Here is a 16,545-nt window from a genome sequence, read left to right on the forward strand (position 1 = left end):
CCGAAAAGGAGACAGATTTATGCCGGATAAAAAAGAGCGAAACGGTCTGAGTACCCCCTTAAAACGGTTCTTCGGCGTGGGCGATTTCGGCTTTACGCTGATGTCCAATATTGATACGTTTTACGCAACCTACTTCTTTACGAATATTGCAAAGTTTTCCCTGGGTGTCATCACTGTGATGACGACCATCTCCGCAGTGGTGGATGCTATCCTCTCCTGCTTGTATGGTCCATTTCTGAACAAGATAAAACCCAAGAGATGGGGGCGCTACCGCTCCTGGCTGATCCTGACGCCCTGGATGGTCCCCTTCCTGTATGCCATGCAGTTTATAAAAATAGGCAACGGGCTGGCTGCCGCCATCTTCGTCACGGTGGCTATGATCACCAGCCGAATTGCCTGGAACATTCCATTCATTGCCAATGTTTCCATGATCAACATTGCAGGTAAGACTCCAAAAGAGAGAATGACCCTGTCCTCTACCAGGATGGTGTGGACATCCCTGGCCTCTGTGGTATATTCCTACGCCGGGCCTGCCGCTGTCTCTGTCTTTGCCGCGTGGCTTGGGGAGAAGAATGCCTATGCTGCCACTGCATTTGCTTTTTCCGCATTGATGGCAGCGGGATTTTACGCCCATTTCAACATGTTCAAGGGCTATGAGATGACCAAAGAGGAAGAACTGCAGAGGATGGCCGGACAGGCCCGTTCTGCCCAAACGGCACCAAATGCCCAGAAAGTCCGGGCGCTGGATGCCATCCGGTGTAATCCGCACCTGCTGTGGCTGTTCCTGTCCTGCATCACAAAATACATTGTGCTCTTCCTGGTGAACGGGCTGGCTATCTACTATTTTACATATGTGGGCCAGAATGCCGCGCTGCTGACCACCTTTGTATTTGCCGCCAACCTGCTTGGCGTTGTGGCTTCCTACATATCAAAATTCATCGTTGGCAGATTCACCGCGAAGAAGACCGTGGTCTGTTCCTACTTTCTGATGGCAGTTATCGCCACAGGCGCGTTCTTTGCTTACAGTCAGACCTGGGTGGTTATGGCCGCCATGTGTGCAGTCATGTTCATACTTGTACTGACCAATGCCTGTGACCCGGAGCTCTTCTCCAACTGCGCGGCCTACAGCGGAAAAAAACTGGGCTACGATGTGACCGGAACGGTCATGGGACTTTTAACGGTACCGATCAAAATCGGTATTGTGTCAAGAGGCATTTTGATTTCTGCCTGTCTGGCGCTCGCGCAGTTCAGTTCAGAGACAGACCCCTCCATGGCTTCTTTGCAGCTTCAGAGAGGTATCAGCATGGGATTTATGATCATTCCGGCTGTTGTGATCCTGCTGGGCGCCGTAATTCTGGCGTTTGGCTACAAATTAGACCAGGATACGTGAAATCAGCACTGGTAAAATGCCCTCCCATACGATAAAATAAGAATCAAGTAAAGATTTTCAAAATCCGTCCATTTTCCGGCGGGCTGCGCAGCCTTTGCCGGAATCCGGATGGATTTTGCCATGTTATCTGAGATTTGGAGGGAATACCATGAGTGAAAACTACAACGCGTCCGCAGGCCTTCTGCTGAGCATGCAGATCTTATATGAAAAACTGAAGGAACGTGAAATACCGGTTTCCCTGCTGCCGCCAAACGAGGAACCATGCCTGACCGGCATACAGTTCTATACCGGACAGCAGGATCTGTCCCGGGCCTTTCTTTATCTTGCTGACTGTAAAACCCTGTCCTCCCATCCTTTTTTGCTGCCTGACGGTTTTCTGGCCGTGGCCGGGGAACCCGAAAAAGGAACCTTCCACGCATCCTGCAGCCTCCTTATATTTCCCGATGCCATGTCCCTGCCGGAAATCTTCAATACTCTGCAGCAGATATTTGCGTGCTTTGCCCTTCTTGAGCGAAAATTAAACGACATTTTGAACCGGGACGGAAGCCTGTATGATATAACCGTTGCCGCGCTGGAGCATTTTCACAATCCGGTGTTTATCCACGACGAGTATTTCCATATTCTCGCCTGTCCCCGCCATTTTGAGGGAGCACTTAATTTTACCTATAATGAACAGACCAAACGGTATATGCAGGATCTGAACACCATCAATTTCTTCCGGACAAGTCCGGCGTACAAAAAGACACTGAGTACCATTGGGGGACAGTTCTGGGACAGCGACTTCAACAATGACCGCTGTATCTATGTGAATCTGTGGATGAACGGGAGTTACAGGGGAAGATTTATCATCTCAGAGATGGAGACACCGCTGACACGCGGCCAGCTCTATATAGCTTCCTATTTTGCGGAGATCATTAAGCTGGCGCTTCTGCGGCGCAACGATACCGGGGACGACGAGCGTCATCCGCTGGAAAAGCTAATCATAGACACTATAAGCGGCACAGAGACCGACCGGCTTGATATCAGCCGCAAACTGGAGATTCTGGGTTGGGAGGAGGAAGACCGGTACCTGTGCGGTATCATCTCCTTTGAGAGCACAGACGTGACGAAGCTGTCCGTGTACAGCATCTGCAATGAGATCGAGGAGCGCATCCAGGCATGCCATGCATGCTACTATAAAGGCCATATTTATCTGCTGGTCAACCTCAGCAAAAGCCGGGTCACCCCTCAGGACCTGCGCATGAAGATGTCCTATATCATAAGGGAGGGGCTTCTGCGCATGGGCGTATCCTTTCCCTTCCACGGCTTCTCAACACTGCCCATCCACTTAAAACAGTCCCAGATCGCCCTGAGCTACAGCCAGATGGAGCGTGTCCCCCACTGGTATAATGAATTCCAGGACTATGTGCTGAAATACTGGCTGCTGGAGGGCACAGGCGAGTTCACAAAGGAGAGCATTGCCCCGGATACCCTGCACCAGCTTCTCCACTACGACAAAGAGCACGGCACGGAGCTGTACGAGACCCTGAAGACTTATCTCATGAATGAGCGGAACAGCACACTCACCGCTCAGCTCCTCAAAATAAACAGAAGCACCCTACCCCACCGGCTGAACCGCATCACCCAGCTTACAGGGGCAAACCTGGATGATTTTATGACCCGGCTTTACCTGATGATGGGCTTCTATATCCTGGACTACATCTGACCACACTATCTGCAGATGTCAAAGATAAATTCTGCCATCTGGTCCATGGCATCATAAGCAGCCTTAAAAGGTGACATCTGAAACACATGCCACATGCCGCTGTAATAATCAAGCTGTACCTGCACATGAAACTTTCTCAGCCGTTTCTGCAGATTCAGGGAATCGGAGAGCAGGATCTCATTCTCACCCACCTGGATATAGGTGGGCGGAAATCCCGTGAAATCCGCAAAAAGCGGGGAGATAAAGGGATTTCTCAGATCCTCTCCGTCCGCATAGTCACGGATTGCCTTATCGATATATTCCTCGGAAAGGATCGGGTCGATCTCCGCTTTCAATTCATGGGATCTTCCGCTCTTTGTAAGGTCCGTCCAGGGAGAGAAGAGGATGATGCCCCTTGGAAGAATACGGCCCTGTTCCTTTAATTTCTGCACAAGAGTAAGCGCCAGATTCCCCCCGGCGGAGTCACCTGCCACGATCACGTCCCTGGCCCCATAACCTACATGCATGAGGTGATCCCAGACCTTGACCGCGTCCTCCAAAGCCGCCGGATAAGGACACTCCGGCGCAAGGCGGTAATCAAAGCTGAGTACATCCATGGATGTGGTGCTGGCCAGCTTGTTGGTAACACTTCTGGCATAGCGGAAGCTCCCCGTGTTGTAGCCGCCGCCGTGGCAGTAGAGGATCACATATTTTTTCATATGCCTTCGGTCCACACTGACCCATTCGGCGGGAATTCCCTCTATCTCAAAATTTTCATATTTCATGTCTTTGCTCTTTGAGAAAATGCCGCTTATATTTTCCTGTGATGCCCTCTGCTTCTCCACATCGGGGCTTTCTACCAGTGTATGCATCTTTTTGATGGCTTTCATGAGGCTCTGGCTGCTCTTTAGATTTATTTCCATAGGATTCTCCTTCTGCTTTTAGTGGCCTGGCAATATAGTTTCATTCTAACACAGTCCCTCCCATCCGTCTATTCCGGTGTTACTGTTCACTGCGTGAACAGTAACATTCCGGTTTCTTTTCTGTTTTTATTGATAATTTTCCCGCATCCCCTTATAATAAACCTATGGAGAAAAAAACAAACAAAAACCGTGCTACATGGTACAAATTAGATCTATCCGCAAATGTATATCCCACGCTGCAGCGAAAAAACTTTTCCAGCGTGTATCGGATCACCATTATCATGAAAGAGGAGGTGGACCCTCCCCTTCTGCAGAAAGCCGTGGACCTGGCACTGCCCCGTTTCCCTGCCTTCAAGGTGGCACTGAGAAAAGGGCTGTTTTGGAGATATCTGGAGCCCAATGACAGACCCGGGCCCTTCGTCCAGCCTGACATTGTGAATCCCTGTATGCCTATGTCCTTTAAGGCCAATAACCGGTATCTGATCCGGATATACTATTACCATAACAAGATATCCCTGGAAATGTTCCATTCCCTTTCCGACGGTAACGGCGCCCTGTACCTGCTGCGGACCATCACAGCCGTATATCTGCGCCTGCAGGGCCATGAGATACCAAACCGGGACGGCGTTCTGGATATCCATGAGGAGCCGGACCCCGAGGAACTGGAAGACGCCTATATCCGCTATGCCTCCTCAAGGGTAAAGCCGGCCCGCACACAGGGCAGTGCCTACCGGGTCAGGGGAACCAAGGAACCCTTCTATACCCTGAATATTATCAGCGGCATCATGCCCGTGGATAAAATCCTTAAGGTTGCCAGAAGCTATAAGGCATCCATAACCGAATATTTAAATGCCGTGCTTCTCTACTCCCTTCTGGAAAAACAAAAGGCTGACCACGTATTCCGCGAAAAACCCGTGAAGCTTGCGCTGCCTGTGAACCTGCGCAAATTCTTTCCATCCATCACGCTGCGGAATTTTATCACCATGGTCTATCCTTCCATTGATCCCAGAATGGGGGAATACACCTTTGAGGAAATCCTGGTGCAGGTACACCACTATATGCGGTATTATATCAACAACAAATTCTTAAATGCTGACATCACCACCAATGCCGCCACCCAGCAAAGCCCTTTCATCCGCATTGTCCCTCTTTTTTTAAAGGATTTTGTGGTCAGACAGTTCTACATCCGGGTACAGGACCGGCAGTCCACGGCAGGGCTTACCAACCTTGGCATTGTACAGGTCCCGGAGGAGATGAAACCCTATGTGGAGCGCTTTGATGTTCTCATGGGCCAGCCGTTTTCAGCCAGGACCAACTGTGCGGTAGTCAGCTACGAGAATACCCTGACCATAAGTTTTGCCAGCAGTATTGTGGAAGCCGATGTGGAACGCATATTCTTCCGCAAACTGGTATCAGACGGAATTTCGGTCAAAATAGAGAGCAACCGAGAAACCGAGGATTAAATAAATTCGGAGGAATCCTTTATGTCATACTGTGTGAACTGCGGGGTGGAACTTGACAAGACCTGTAAAGTCTGTCCCCTGTGCAATACAAAAGTCATCAATCCAAAACAGCCGCCGGATACTTCCGCGCCTAAACCCTTCCCCTCCTTAGAAGGCCATGCCGAGCAGATGCCGCGGCGTGATATCACCATTCTCATGACCGTTATACTGGCCACCACTGCGGTGGTCTGCGGTCTGTTAAATTTGTTTTTCTTTCAGTTCGGAAGCTGGTCCCTCTATGTGATCGGGATCTGTGTAGTTCTGTGGATTTTTTTCCTGCCCCTGTTTTTTTCGGCGAAATTAAATCCTTATGTGAGCCTTTTTCTGGACGGTCTGAGCATTGCCATGTATTTCGGCATCATTGCCTGGCTGCATCCGGGCAGAGGATGGTACGTGCAGCTTGCCGTTCCCATAATCGGTATTATCACAGTGCTCTTCCTCATCTTTGCTTTCTGCCTCAGGTACAGGCACCGCTCCATATTGTCCCTGGCTGCAGTGGTTCTGGCGGAGATCGCGGTTCTGACAATCTGTATTGAGCTGCTGATCCAGCACTACTATCAGGAACCCCTGGCCCTGTCCTGGTCTGCTGTAGTGCTAACCTGTTCTGTTATAATTGACGGGGCACTGATCACCATCCTGAGAAGAAGCGGCCTGAGAAATGAGGTCAGAAAAAGGATGCATATCTAAGAGCAATAGAAAAAGCCGCACAGACGATCTTATGATCGAACGTGCGGCTTTTTATGTCCCCGGACTTTTGACTTTTACTTTCTCATTGCCGTATTTTTCCTGTATTCTGAAGGTGAGACCCCACAGGCTGCCTTGAAACACTTCAGGAAATTCTTATCATTCTCAAATCCGGCCATCCGGCCGATATCCTGGACCTTTTCCTCTGTAGTCTCCAGAAGACGTTTCGCCTCCTCAATCCTCAGTTTTTTCAGATAGCTGACAAAATTCACGCCTGTATATTCTTTGAAAGCAATGGAGAACAGGGAATAGTTCATGGAGACGTGATTGGAAACCATAGCCATATTCACATCCTTCCTGAAATTCTCCTCCACAAAGCGCACTGCTGCCCTGATTCTGCTGTGGTTCAGGTTGCTGTCACAGACCCGGTCAAGGCAGCTCCCTGCCTGTCTGACCCAGGATACAAAATCCTCCAGGTATTCCTCTGCACATCTCCATGCCAGGGGGTGTTCCCTTTGAAAAATATCCTGTTCTTCTTCCGGGAGCAGCTTTTTATAGGTCTCCTCCAGCGCTCTCTGCAGGTTCCGGGCAGTGTCTGTCATATCTCTCCCGTCTATCTTCCCATGCTCTGCCTCAAAAAAATAATTCTGAAAGGAAATCAATGCCTGGTCTAAATGTTCTGTCGGAAACTGCTGAACAAAACGTTCCACAAAATCACCGGGGATTTTCCTGCTCTCCTCCCCGCACCGGCAGCGCCGGGAGCTGCCGTACAAAAAGGCCTGTATTCTGGCCTCCATGGCTTCCCTGTAAGCATCTGCAACCTCCTCAAAGGAGATATGCGGGCCGCTTATCCCCACGCACATATCCGGCTCCTCCTCATAGACAGCACTGCCGGGGCAGAAGAATATACACTGCCCCTCGTTTTCCATACACAGAGCACCGGTGGGTCTTCCCCCGCCGGTTCTGCCCGCTGCCACCGCGTAATAGGACTCCTGCCCCATATACTGCTCAAATTTCCACTTAAGCGCTGCCAGGTCCTCCTCTGAAACCTGGGGATTTTCCAGATAGTACATCATCTGCCTGGAAAACGCCTGTCTGTCAAATCCCGCACATTTCTTTTCCTCCATGATCTGCGCGTCCAGCTTCTGCAGCAGCTCCTCTATTTTATCTCTTTTCACAGGTTTCAGGATATAGTCCTGGACACCGTGCTTCAGCATTTCCACCGCATAATTAAAATCATCATATCCGCTGATGACCACTATTTTTGGCCTGCGGCTTAATTTCTCCGTCTCCTTTACCAGGTCGATCCCATCCATCTTCGGCATGCGGATATCTGTGAACATTACATCTATGTCCCGCTCCTCCAGAAGCTTCATTGCCTCCAGGCCGTTTCTGCACTCAAGGATCTCCTGAATCTCCACCTTGCTGCGCTTTGACATAACAGCGATTCCCTGGCGGATCATTTTTTCATCTTCCACAATCAACAGCGTCTTCATCTCTTTTTTCCTCAATCCCCTTTTCTTTCTCTGTACCGCCAAACGTACCGCTGTCCTCCGGAATGTGAGCCGCTGAATACGGCAGGCGCACACTCACCTTTGTATAGCACCCCTCCCTGGACGCAAAATGCAGGCCATAGCTTTCCCCGAAACGGATATGGATTCTGTCCTGTACATTTTTAAGCCCGATTCCGTTTCCTGAGCCGCCGCTCACTTCAATCTCCCCACTCACCTTACGTTTCAGCAGCGCGATCTGCTGCTCATCCATTCCCTTTCCGGAATCCGTGATCTCTATATCATAGTCCTTCTCATGACAGACTGCTTTGATATAGATAACAGAGTCCTCTTCCGTCTCCTCAATTCCATGGCAGATGGCATTTTCCACAATGGGCTGCAGGGACATCTTCGGTATTTGCTGCTCATAGATATGATCCGGTATATTGATGGAAAGTCCGATGGTGTAGTCATAACGGAGGTTCATAAGCTGTATATAGTTCTTTATATACTCCACCTCCTGGCGGATCGTCACATCGCTGGATGTCCATTTCATACCGTACCGGAGCAGTTCGCCCAGTGCTGTCACAGAGTCCGAGATCTCATATTCCTCGTTGATCTCAGCCATCATTTTGACAGCCTCCAGAACATTGTAGATAAAATGCGCATTGATCTGGTTTTGAAGTGCCTTGATCTCTGTGTTCTTGATCAGGACCTCCCTGTTTATGTTCTCCTTCATCAGAATCTGGATGTGGTCCAGCATCTTATTGAACTGGGTGCTCATCTCCCCCATCTCATCACTGCCGGGGTTGGATACACGCTGTGCCAGGTCCCCCTCCTGTACCTTCCGGACCACCAGGAGCATGTGATAGAATTTCCGCAGAAGTACCTTCACAACGCTGTTCACGACCAGCGCCAGACATAGAAAAATAACCAGCAGAATAAGCAGAAGCTGGTTTTTATAAGCTGCAAGCCGATTCATCTGGTCTTTAATGCTGGCAACCCGAATATAGGTTCCTGACAGCTCCTTTACAGGCTGGCTCACCCATATGACGGGTTCCCCCTCAAGGGTAATGTTCTTCATCTCCATCTCCTTTGGGGGCTGCTCTGTCCGGGCAGCCATTCTAGCTGCCGCCTCTTTCCAGGGGCTCTCTGAAGCTGCCCTGTCATCCGCAGCTACCTGTCCGTCCGCAGACACAAAACAAGACCAGACGCGCTCACCGCCCCGGTACATGTCAGGAAAAAATTCATCCATGGAAACCGCTGTCTCAATGGTCCCTATTTTGTTCCCGTAATCATCCTCCGCGTCATTGATCAGCGCCATCAGATGTGTGACGGAATCGTCTGCATAGTCGATCTGCCATTTGCCGGGTTCGTAATCCTCTCCCCAGGGAAAATCATAGACTCTGTCCCCGTGATAGAGGATGGGTATCATCTCCGGAAATGTATTGCTGTCCGCATAGACACGCACCTGATACAGATAGGGGTTGCTGTTCACCAGGCGTTCCAGCAGGGCGATATCATCCCTGTTGAATGCTATGTAATCTTCTGTTCTGATCTCCTCATGGTCTTTTAAGCGCAGCAGCATATCCTTTAATGCCTGGTTTCCCAAAAAGGACTGAGCAGACATATTGGAGAACTCCACAATACTCTGCATGGTTCCATAATCCTCTTTCACCTGATTGCCCAGCTCCGAGGCAGACTGCTGCAAGGTATTCTTGGATATGTTCTGATACAGAAAAATGGAAAAGCCCACCATGGGCATGACAACAATCAGCATGATGGCAAGTGTAAACTTTTGATTCAGTTTCAGATTCGCAAATACATTCCCCACTCTATCCATAGCCTAATCCTCTGAAAATCCCAGTTTTTCCTTGTTCTGTCTGTAAGCCTCCGTCATGTTCTCCGCATAGGTGTCATATCCGTTTTCCGCTCTCAGCTCCAGATAGTCCTGCAGTATCCTGTCAAATTCCTGATCACTGTCCGCAAGAAGCAGTTTTGGCAGGGTATCTCCCCATATTTTCTGCTGCTTTTCCTCCAGCGCAGCCAACACGGCGTCCCCGTTAAAATTTGTACTGTACTGGGATGTATATATCGTATAAGGATAGGTCCACTCCTGAAGCTGGCGGATCACAGGATCTGTCTCATTTTTCCACTTCATCTGCATCACATTATTCTGCATCATCCAGTAGGTATTGTCTGCCCCGTAGCGCTCGTCATAGGCCTGCCTGTCAGAGGACAGCAGTTCTTTTACTTCCGGCCTCACCACAGGCACGCCATCCTTCATATCGTACATACTCCCCTCAACACCCAGGAAAGTCATTTTCTGGCCTTCCTCGCTGATCAGGTATTTTAATAACTCCAGTGCTTTCTTTGGATCACTGCAGTTTTTGGGTATATAGGTGGCTGTCCATCCGTAGATCCCGCCCACCGGAAGCTGCGGATCATCCCCTGCCAGATTGCGCGGTCCCTCCACCGCAATATACACACAGTCCGGGTTCGTCTCTCCCAGCTTCCTCTGCTGGTCAATAATATCTGTAGACTGGTAAAGCAGACAGAAATACTGGCCCTTTTCAAATTTTTCTTTTAGCTGCAGCCTTTTGTCCACAAATATCTCGTCCTTTAGATACCCTTCACCGGCAAGCTCCCGGAACGTCTTCAGCCATGCCAGATAATCCGGGTCAGTGTTCCTGTCATAATATATTCCGTCTTTTTCATAAGGTACCGCCAGAAATGACTGCAGATACAGACCAAAAGAAACGTTTCCCCTGTCTGTAAATTCATCCGCACCGATGGGAATCAGAGGTTCCCCGTTTACTTCCGGAAATAATTCCGCCGCTCTTTTTACAGCTTCCGAAAAGCCCTCCGGCGTTGTCATATCCGGTTCTCCCAATGCCTCGTAGATATCCTTTCTCACAAGAAATACCTGATTGGACGGAATCTCTTCGTTCTCCTCATAATCCTGCGGGGTATAGAAAGAGTTGTAATAGGCATACAGATTTCCGTCCGACTGTTTGTACCAATCCAGTACATCCTGATCCAGAACGTCATAAAAGCCCGGGTCATATTGATCCGCAAGCTCATTCAGGGCATATACCTGTCCGTTTTTTATCATTTCACTGTTCTGCGCTGCTGACCATTCAAGAGTGACCAGATCCGGCAGGGTATCAGCGGCGATCATGGCATTTAATTTTTCAGACTCGTCCCCTTTTGGGGAGAGAAAATGGACATTGACCCCTGTAAGATCCGTGACAGCTTTGGAAACCTCACTTTTCCCCCAGGTGGTGGTAAACCAGGAAAAATTAATATACCAGTCCAGATCCGCCGTTTTGCTCTCTGTCTTCTCCTCTTCCCGTCCGGCCGGCATAAGGCCGGTATCCCCGCAGCCGCCCATAAGACCTGCAAGGGCCAGGGAAGCCGCAAGCATGGGCAGATACCTTTTCTTTCTCATTTTATCCGCTCCTTCTCTTTTGACCGGGGCTGCGGCAGAAACCGCAGCCTCCAAATATGAGCAAGCTTTTGTTTATTATATCACAGTTCCTACTCTTTGACACCTCCGGCTGATATACTGCCGATAATGTATTTGGAACAGAATGCGAACACAATGAGAATCGGGATCACGGAAATAGCAACCGCCAGATAAATGGCTCCCTGGTTTGCCGTGATATCCGTGGATGCATTCAGGGATGCGATCATGACAGGAAGCGTGAATTTTTCCGGTGTGTTCAGTAAGATAAGGGGTATCAGGTAACTGTTCCAGCTTCCGATGAAAGCACCGATCGCCATAGTAGCTATGCCGGGTGACATGAGGGGAAGGATAATTTTATGGAAAATATAGATTTCCTTCGCCCCATCCATTCTGGCCGCCTCAATAAGGGCAGGCTGCAGAGCGCCCTCACAATACTGCCTCAGGAAAAACACGGTGCCGGGAGCGGCAATGGCAGGGAGGATGAGCGGCCAGTAGGTATCGATCATATGCATTTTTGTGATCAGGTCGTAAAATCCTATCATACTGAGCTGGCCCGGTATCATCATGAAAATAATGATGACGCCGCTGATGAATTTGTTTCCCTTAAATTTATACATCACAAGCCCGTAAGCTGCCATGGCAGAGAAATAAGAAGATAACAGTGTGGCCGGAACAGATACTATAAGACTGTTTAAGATTCCCTTGAACAGGTCAAAGTATCCGGACACGGTCTCCCAGTTCTGCGCCAGAGCATTGCTTGGGATCAGTGTAAAGGAATGTACGATCTCGGAACCGCTTCTGGTGGCATTTACCATCATGAGCGCAAAAGGCATCAGGCATATAACAGCCAGAAGGATCAGAATGATGTACAATATACTCTTTTTCGCTTTTGCTGCCATATCAGTTCCCTCCCTTTTTCCTGCCGTACATCACTTTAAACTGCAGTGCGGAAAACAGGAATATGATGATAAACAATACATAGGCAATAGCAGATGCATATCCCACCTGATTTGTCTCAAATCCGAATTTGTAGAGATACATAACAACTGTCTGGGTACTGCCGCTTGGATTTCCCGCCGTACCGCCGCTGATAAGGAACGGAAGGTCAAACATCTGCAGTCCGCCGATCAGTGATGTGATTCCCACATACAACATAATAGGCTTTAGTAGCGGCAGTGTAATTCTCGTAAAAGTTTTCATCCTCCCTGCCCCGTCGATGGCCGCTGCTTCAAAATAATCTTTGGAAATACCCTGTACCCCTGCCATCAGCATGATAAAGGAGTTGCCAAACCACATCCACGCGCTGATGACGGAGATCACATAGGGGGCTGTGGCCGTGGAGCCAAGCCAGTTGACCGGGCTGCCCACAGCGCCGGAACCCACAAGGATCTGGTTCAGGGTTCCGTATCTCCAGTCCAGCAGTGTTTTGAAGAGAAATGCAACAGATGTTGCCGCGATCAGATTCGGCAGGTAATATAAGGCTCTGAAAACTGCCAGTCCTCTTATCTTATATTTGATATCACTGAACACAATCGTCAGTGCCAAAGCCAGTCCCAATTGCAGGACAATATTTACGCTCCAGATCTTCGCGGTGTTCCACAGGGATCTCCAGAAAAATTTATCCTGAAGAACACGCAGATAATTCACACCTCCCGTCAGCGCCGCATCCCCGAATCCCTTATAATCGGTAAAGCTCAGATAAAATGTCCGAAGCACCGGATAGACGCTGAAAATGATAAATGCAATCACAAACGGAGCAACAAAGAAATAACCGGTTGACTCAATGTTTCTTTTCTTTTTTCCGGGCACAGCCTTTTCTCCCATTTTTTCCCTCTTTTCTATACACAGAACTGTCTGCACAGTTACACTCAGCGCTGGATTTCAATCTCCGGATATGTGGATGCTACTACATCGTAAAATTCATCCACTGCATCCTCTTTTGACTTTTCTCCTGTCTTGATGGAATCGATGGCCGCTGCCCATGCATCATTTATCTTCTTGTCGTACTTGGTGACTTTAGAATAGTCAATCCCCTCTGCCTGTTCCAGGAAGAACTGGTATAATTTCTCACCGCCGTATACCGTATTTTCATCCTCTTTATGCTTTTCCAGACATGGAAGATAAGATACCACGTCTCCCTGTGAAGCCTCGATCCACCAGTCCAGTGTCTCTTCCGTCAAGGTACAGAATTTCAGGAAATCCCAGGCCAGCTCTTTCTTTTCACTGAGAGCGCTGATGCCTATGTAGGTACCGCCGCTGAATCCGTAAGCAGGACCTGCGCATACGCCCCATTTTCCGGATAAGTCGCCCACATGGTCTCGCATGGTCACCACACCCCAGGCGGGAAGGCCGTAGGCAAAGATTTCTGTTGTCTTTCCGTTCTCAGCAGCTTCCTCCATCTCGGTCTCATCCCATACGTTTGTTTCTTTGTCGATCACCGGCACAGAACCGCCCATAGCCTGATACCAGGTTGTGGACCACTGGGCAACGTATGCTGTCATATCGTTCTGGTAGAGCTTCACGCAGGAGTCAAGATAGTCCATTCTGGCCTGATCTATCTTCAGCTTTCCGTCCTCCACCCAAGCGCTGTCACCGGAAAAATATGTCATCTCCATGTCAGAGGCAAATATTTTGTAGCCGGCATCCCTGAGTGTCTCCCCTGTTGAGAGAATCGTGTCATAATCCTGGAGCAGGTTACCGATTTCCTCCGGGTCATCCGTCCCAAACACTTTCTCTGCAATATCCCTTCTGTAAAAAACACCGCAGGGAGTGATCTGATAGGAGATTGCTCTCTGCACGCCGTCTGCGTCTTTTCCCACATCCCACACATAGTCTACGATCTTATCTGCATAGTCCTGGGCATTGTAAGGCTCCTGATCCAAATCCTCGAAATATCCCGCCTCGTACATATCCTCCAGCATCTGCGGTTCCCCTACAATGATATCCGGAGTGGTCTGTTTTCCGCGCATGGCTGTCTGTATCTTTGTGGGATAATCTGCAGGTGCGATGGTCACTGTTTCTATCTGTACATCCGGGTTCTTTTCACAGTAGCGCTCAGCAAACTGTTTCAGGTCATCCGCCAGTGTCCACACGACCAGCTTTTCAGAGGCATCCTTTTTCCCCGCTGTAGCCGCCGCCTCATTTTTCGTCTCCTCTGTGCTGTCAGATGTACTGCCCTTTGCACTTCCCCCGTTTCCTGAACCACATGCCGTCATGGAAACCGCCATCAGACCGGCCAGTGTAAATGCCGCTGCTCTTTTCATTCTCATACTTTTCATTCCTCCTGTTTCTTATTCTGCACGCTTTATGGTGCTGCTTCCTTTTGAGATGGCTTTATTATATCTCCGGCCTTTTCCTCACATAATGGCCCAAATTTTAATCTGGTGTCATTTTTTTAGAAACGCCTGATTTTCTGAGCATAACGACTGTTTCCATGGTGAAATTTTGTTGAATTTTAAGAGATTATCTGCTTTACTTAAAGGCTGCCTTTCCTTATAATGAAAAAAGATTCTCTATAATATTACGATGAAAAGGAACGCTTACTCATTATGAAATCTTACCCCTTAAGAAACAGAATCCGAAACCATGTTCTGGTACAGACCTTCCTCCAGCTGAAAGGGAACCCTAAATGGTCTATCTGCACAGAGCCTCTTTGGTTCATCCCTTATTCTCTCTTTTCCCCGTATCAGGCACTTTATATGCGGAAGATCGGGCTTTCCAGCCTGGAGATCGGGACTACCCTCTCACTTGGTTTTCTGCTGCAGGTTTTCTTTGCATTTATCGGAGGCGCCCTGACTGACAAAATGGGGCGGCGCAGGGCAACTGTGATCTTTGACACCATCTCCTGGAGTATCCCCTGTTTTATATGGGCCTTCTCCCAGAATTTCTGGCATTTTCTGATTGCGGCTGCCATCAACGCCTCCTTTCAGATCACCAATACTTCCTGGAACTGCCTGTTTATTGAGGACTGTCCCCCGGAGCATATTACCAATGCATTTACCCTGATACAGATATGCGGTATGCTCTCTGTATTCTTCGCACCACTTTCCATCTGGCTGCTGAAAATATATGATCTGGTACCTGTATTTCGCGTAATCTTCTTCCTGTCAGGAATATCCATGACAGCCAAATTTGTTCTTCTTTACAAATTCGGAGGTGAAACCAAGATTGGCCGGCAACGAATGGAAGAGACTAAGAATATGTCCTATTTTTCCATGCTGACCGGATATAAGGAAATCTTCATGCAGATCCTGCGCTCATCCAGGATGCGCCTTGTGGTCTACATTATGACTTTAACCAATATACTTCTGATTGCGACTACTAACTTTTTTTCACTCTACATAACAGAGAGCCTGCATATTTCAGAAGAACTGGTGGCTGTATTTCCGCTCATAAGGACTATGATCATGATTCTCTTCGTGGTGTTCCTGCAGAATCTGTTTCACCGGCTCAGGATCAGAAACTCCATGATCATCGGATTTTTTATCTACATAGCCAGCCATATACTCCTGATTCTCTGTCCGCAGAAAAACCTCCTGCTGGTTATGCTGTACACAATCCTGGAATCCTCCGCTTACGCTATTGTCATTCCCAGGAAAGACGCGCTTATGGCACTGTTCGTAGATGAAAAGGAACGTTCCAGAATATATGCACTCTATAACATGCTGATGATTGCCCTTTCCGTTCCCTTCGGCAGCCTGATCGGATGGTTCTATGACCTGAATCCGGCCTATCCCTTCTATTTCAATATCTGTATTTTCCTTTTAGGGCTGGCGCTTCTGTCCTTCTCCAAAGATCTGAAGCGGGAAAAACATTGATCTGATTTATGAGCAGACAAAAAAATCCACAGTACACTTGTAATACTGGTGTACTGTGGATTTTTTCGTATTCTGCCCTTTGCTGCCGGATATATTTCTGTTCATTATTTCTGTAAAATAAAAAATCCTATAAACATCAAATCATGTTCATAGGATATCATGTACATATCTTTTATGTACCTTCAAAACCGCATATACAAAACTCAAAAACCTTTTTTCAACTCCGCCGTTCGCACTTCCGTGCTCAGGTCAAGCCCTCGACCGATTAGTAGCAGTCAGCTGCATACATTGCTGCACTTCCACCTCTGCCCTATCTACCTCGTCGTCTTCAAGGGGTCTTACTTCTTTAAAGAATGGGATATCTCATCTTGAGGGGGGCTTCACGCTTAGATGCCTTCAGCGTTTATCCCTTCCAGGCTTGGCTACCCTGCCATGCAGTTGGCACTGCAACAGGTACACCAGCGGCCCGTCCATCCCGGTCCTCTCGTACTAAGGACAGCTCCTCTCAAATATCCTACGCCCACGCCGGATAGGGACCGAACTGTCTCACGACGTTCTGAACCCAGCTCGCGTACCGCTTTAATGG

At 48.7% G+C, this 16,545-nt stretch carries 12 protein-coding genes and 1 rRNA gene; 5 read left to right on the forward strand and 8 right to left on the reverse strand.

Going from position 1 to position 16,545, the window contains the following annotated elements:
* Nucleotides 1–19: 19 nt before the first annotated feature.
* Both WMO65_RS01810 and WMO65_RS01815 read left to right on the forward strand, forming a co-directional pair.
* The gene (locus WMO65_RS01810) at nucleotides 20–1,390 is read left to right on the forward strand and encodes an MFS transporter (RefSeq protein WP_148393134.1); all 1,371 of its coding nucleotides are present in this window, start codon (nucleotides 20–22) and stop codon (nucleotides 1,388–1,390) included.
* 148 nt (nucleotides 1,391–1,538) lie between these two features.
* Complete coding sequence (locus WMO65_RS01815; RefSeq protein WP_148393135.1) at nucleotides 1,539–3,095, forward strand: PucR family transcriptional regulator; 1,557 nt, start codon at nucleotides 1,539–1,541, stop codon at nucleotides 3,093–3,095.
* Between the two features lie 5 nt (nucleotides 3,096–3,100).
* Here WMO65_RS01815 and WMO65_RS01820 read toward each other — a convergent pair whose 3' ends face one another.
* On the reverse strand, nucleotides 3,101–3,997 hold the full coding sequence (locus WMO65_RS01820; RefSeq protein WP_148393136.1) for an alpha/beta hydrolase: 897 nt from the start codon (nucleotides 3,995–3,997) through the stop codon (nucleotides 3,101–3,103).
* A gap of 164 nt (nucleotides 3,998–4,161) precedes the next feature.
* Between WMO65_RS01820 and WMO65_RS01825 the strand changes: the two genes are divergently transcribed.
* Nucleotides 4,162–5,460, forward strand: coding sequence for an alcohol acetyltransferase (locus WMO65_RS01825; RefSeq protein ID WP_103732000.1), 1,299 nt, complete (start codon nucleotides 4,162–4,164; stop codon nucleotides 5,458–5,460).
* A gap of 21 nt (nucleotides 5,461–5,481) precedes the next feature.
* Nucleotides 5,482–6,186, forward strand: a complete 705-nt coding sequence (locus WMO65_RS01830; RefSeq protein WP_349063574.1) for a DUF6320 domain-containing protein — start codon at nucleotides 5,482–5,484, stop codon at nucleotides 6,184–6,186.
* Nucleotides 6,187–6,260: 74 nt separating this feature from the next.
* On the opposite strand, the gene WMO65_RS01835 is transcribed toward WMO65_RS01830, so the two are convergent.
* From WMO65_RS01835 to WMO65_RS01860, 6 genes are all read right to left on the reverse strand, one after another.
* Complete coding sequence (locus tag WMO65_RS01835) at nucleotides 6,261–7,679, reverse strand: response regulator (protein WP_148393138.1); 1,419 nt, start codon at nucleotides 7,677–7,679, stop codon at nucleotides 6,261–6,263.
* Nucleotides 7,651–9,516: a sensor histidine kinase gene (locus WMO65_RS01840; protein ID WP_148393139.1), complete on the reverse strand. Its 1,866-nt coding sequence runs from the start codon at nucleotides 9,514–9,516 to the stop codon at nucleotides 7,651–7,653. Before WMO65_RS01840 ends, WMO65_RS01835 begins: the two co-directional genes overlap by 29 nt.
* A gap of 3 nt (nucleotides 9,517–9,519) precedes the next feature.
* Complete coding sequence (locus tag WMO65_RS01845; RefSeq protein WP_103732639.1) at nucleotides 9,520–11,124, reverse strand: extracellular solute-binding protein; 1,605 nt, start codon at nucleotides 11,122–11,124, stop codon at nucleotides 9,520–9,522.
* An 89-nt stretch (nucleotides 11,125–11,213) separates the two neighbouring features.
* On the reverse strand, nucleotides 11,214–12,041 hold the full coding sequence (locus WMO65_RS01850; RefSeq protein ID WP_033143728.1) for a carbohydrate ABC transporter permease: 828 nt from the start codon (nucleotides 12,039–12,041) through the stop codon (nucleotides 11,214–11,216).
* A gap of 1 nt (nucleotide 12,042) precedes the next feature.
* A complete protein-coding gene (locus tag WMO65_RS01855; RefSeq protein ID WP_033143729.1) occupies nucleotides 12,043–12,966 on the reverse strand; it encodes a carbohydrate ABC transporter permease in 924 nt (307 codons plus the stop codon).
* 44 nt (nucleotides 12,967–13,010) lie between these two features.
* Nucleotides 13,011–14,411: an ABC transporter substrate-binding protein gene (locus tag WMO65_RS01860; RefSeq protein ID WP_148393140.1), complete on the reverse strand. Its 1,401-nt coding sequence runs from the start codon at nucleotides 14,409–14,411 to the stop codon at nucleotides 13,011–13,013.
* Nucleotides 14,412–14,690: 279 nt separating this feature from the next.
* Between WMO65_RS01860 and WMO65_RS01865 the strand changes: the two genes are divergently transcribed.
* Nucleotides 14,691–15,959 (forward strand): MFS transporter, encoded by a 1,269-nt coding sequence (locus tag WMO65_RS01865; RefSeq protein ID WP_148393141.1) that lies wholly within the window; start codon nucleotides 14,691–14,693, stop codon nucleotides 15,957–15,959.
* Between the two features lie 245 nt (nucleotides 15,960–16,204).
* On the opposite strand, the gene WMO65_RS01870 is transcribed toward WMO65_RS01865, so the two are convergent.
* Nucleotides 16,205–16,545 (reverse strand): 23S ribosomal RNA (locus WMO65_RS01870); the annotation flags it as partial.

It is taken from the genome of Blautia caccae, assembly GCF_040095955.1.
GTDB classification, from domain to species: Bacteria; Bacillota; Clostridia; order Lachnospirales; family Lachnospiraceae; genus Blautia; species Blautia celeris.